The sequence below is a fragment of the Desulfurobacterium indicum genome (genome assembly GCF_001968985.1).
Taxonomy (GTDB): domain Bacteria; phylum Aquificota; class Aquificia; order Desulfurobacteriales; family Desulfurobacteriaceae; genus Desulfurobacterium_A; species Desulfurobacterium_A indicum.
Genome location: NZ_MOEN01000061.1, coordinates 1 through 1,197, shown reverse-complemented (window position 1 = coordinate 1,197; position 1,197 = coordinate 1). Strand labels below are relative to the sequence as shown.

Here is a 1,197-nt window from a genome sequence, read left to right as displayed (position 1 = left end):
TCAGTAACAACACCTGCACCTACAGTTCTACCACCTTCACGAATAGCAAATCTGAGTCCTTCTTCTATAGCTACAGGTTTGAGTAGTTCTACTTCAAATGTTACGTTGTCGCCAGGCATTACCATCTCTACCCCTTCAGGTAGCTGTACCTTCCCTGTTACGTCTGTTGTCCTGAAGTAAAATTGTGGCTGGTATCCGTTGAAGAATGGTGTGTGCCTTCCACCTTCTTCTTTTGAGAGTATGTATACTTCTGCTTTGAATTTTTTGTGGGGTTTGATTGAGCCAGGTTTTGCTACTACCATGCCTCTTTCTACTTCGTCTTTGCCTACGCCTCTTAAAAGTATTCCTACGTTGTCACCAGGCATGGCTTCGTCAAGTAGTTTCCTGAACATTTCGATTCCTGTCGCTACTGTCTTGATGGGCTCTTCTCTCAGTCCTACTATCTCTACTTCTTCACCTACCTTGAGTGTCCCTCTCTCTACTCTTCCTGTTACTACTGTTCCACGTCCTGAGATTGAGAATACGTCTTCTATCGGCATGAGGAATGGTTTGTCTGTTTCTCTTACCGGTTCCGGTACGTATTCGTCAAGGGCTTTTACGAGTTCGTAAATCGGTTGACAGTCTGGGCATTCTGGTGATGTGCATTCAAGTGCTTTGAGAGCTGATCCTCTGATCACTGGTACTTCGTCTCCCGGAAATCCGTATTCGTTGAGAAGTTCTCTTACTTCGAGTTCTACTAGTTCAAGTAGTTCTTCGTCGTCTACCATGTCGCATTTGTTTAAGAATACTACGATGTATGGTACGTTAACTTGTCTTGCAAGTAGTACGTGCTCTCTTGTCTGTGGCATCGGTCCGTCCGCAGCTGATACTACGAGTATGGCTCCGTCCATCTGGGCAGCACCGGTGATCATGTTCTTGATGTAGTCCGCGTGCCCAGGGCAGTCTACGTGAGCGTAGTGGTATTTGTCTGATTCGTATTCTACGTGGGCCGTTGCTATGGTGATTCCCCTCTCTCTTTCTTCCGGTGCTTTGTCTATGTTGTCGTATGATACTTCTTGTGCCATCCCTTTGAGTGCAAGACAGTGGGTGATGGCAGCCGTAAGTGTCGTCTTCCCGTGGTCTACGTGTCCTATCGTTCCCACGTTCTTGTGGGGTTTCGTCCTTTCAAATTTTTCCTTTGCCATAGTACTTTCCTCC

At 46.4% G+C, this 1,197-nt stretch carries 1 protein-coding gene; it reads right to left on the bottom strand.

Features of this window, described 5'->3' with window-relative positions:
* Positions 1–1,184 (bottom strand): elongation factor Tu (tuf, locus tag BLW93_RS08680; protein WP_076713669.1); only part of this gene is annotated, 1,184 nt, incomplete at its 3' end.
* Positions 1,185–1,197: the final 13 nt, after the last annotated feature.